The sequence below is a fragment of the Microbacterium sp. bgisy203 genome (assembly GCF_057706945.1).
This window is the reverse complement of record NZ_JBYIPF010000021.1, coordinates 1-1,298: the sequence shown is the minus strand read 5'-3', so window position 1 is coordinate 1,298 and position 1,298 is coordinate 1. Positions and strand designations below refer to the sequence as shown.

The window sequence follows — 1,298 nt, the reverse complement described above, 5'->3', positions numbered from 1 at the left end:
ACAGTGATGATGGTGGTGGGAGCCCCGCAGCGGTCTTCCTGACTCAGCTACTGACTGACTGAGGGTCTTCAACGCGATCTGTCGGTTGATTCGCTGCGGGGCTGCCGTGCACTCACCGTGCGAGGGTCGTGACCTCATAGGAGCCTGTGCCAGCAGGCACCCATCACTGTCTTGTCCGCTCGCTCTCGGCGGTGCGTGCCGTTCATTCCGGTTGAGTGAGAGGAACGGCGATGACCACCATCGCACGAGAAGTTCAACAGGTCGAGGTCGCAGTCGGGGTCGACACGCACGGCGACACCCATACCGCCGCGGTGATCGACACCGCGGGGCGGTTGCTGGGGTGCGCCCAGTTCCCCGCGAACCCGAAGGGATACGCGTCGCTGCTGACCTGGGCGATGACGTTCGGGATGCTGCTCGTCGCGGCGGTCGAAGGCACCGGCGCCTACGGGGCGGGTCTTGCCCGCCACCTCCGTGGCGCCGGTATCGAGTTGCTGGAGATCGACCGGCCCGACCGCAAGGCCCGCCGGTTCGCGGGCAAGTCCGACCCGTTGGACGCGGAGGCAGCAGCGCGCGCGGGGCTGGCTGGGGCACGAACCGGCATCCCGAAAGACCGCACAGGGCAGGTCGAGGCGCTGCGGAACCTGCGGGTCGCGAGGCGCAGCGCCGTCGATCATCGCGCTGACTGCATGCGGCGGATCAAGACGCTGCTGGTCACCGCTCCCGACGAACTGCGAGAACGGTTGCGCCGACTAGCCGACCGGGATCTCCTGCACGCCTGCTCGGGGCTACGCCCCGACACCACACGGGTCGGTGAACCCGAACAGGCCGCGAAAGCCGCCCTGCGGTCTCTCGCACGCCGCCATGCCGCACTGACGGTCGAGATCGACGACCTCGACGAGTTGATCGAACCCCTCGTCACCGCGATCAACCCGGCACTGCTCGAACTCAACGGCGTCGGTCCAGACGTCGCCGGCCAGCTGTTGGTCACCGCGGGTGAGAACACCGACCGGCTCCACTCCGAAGCGGCGTTCGCGATGCTCTGCGGCGTCGCACCCATCCCCGCATCATCCGGGAAGACCCACCGGCACCGCCTCAACCGCGGCGGCGACCGGCAAGCCAACGCCGCCCTCTACCGCATCGTCCTCTGCCGACTCCGATGGGACCCCAGAACCCAGGCCTACATGCGACGACGCACCGAACAGGGCCTCTCCAAGAAGGACATCATCCGCTGCCTCAAACGCCTCATCGCCCGCGAGATCTACTACGTCCTCACCGCTTGACATCCATAGGAGCATCGC

1 protein-coding gene is annotated in these 1,298 nt (G+C 67.4%); it reads left to right on the top strand.

Features of this window, described 5'->3' with window-relative positions:
* The first annotated feature begins 230 nt into the window (after positions 1-230).
* The gene (locus tag AC3ENQ_RS14050; protein WP_431805357.1) at positions 231-1,280 is read left to right on the top strand and encodes an IS110 family RNA-guided transposase; all 1,050 of its coding nucleotides are present in this window, start codon (positions 231-233) and stop codon (positions 1,278-1,280) included.
* Positions 1,281-1,298 lie beyond the last annotated feature (18 nt).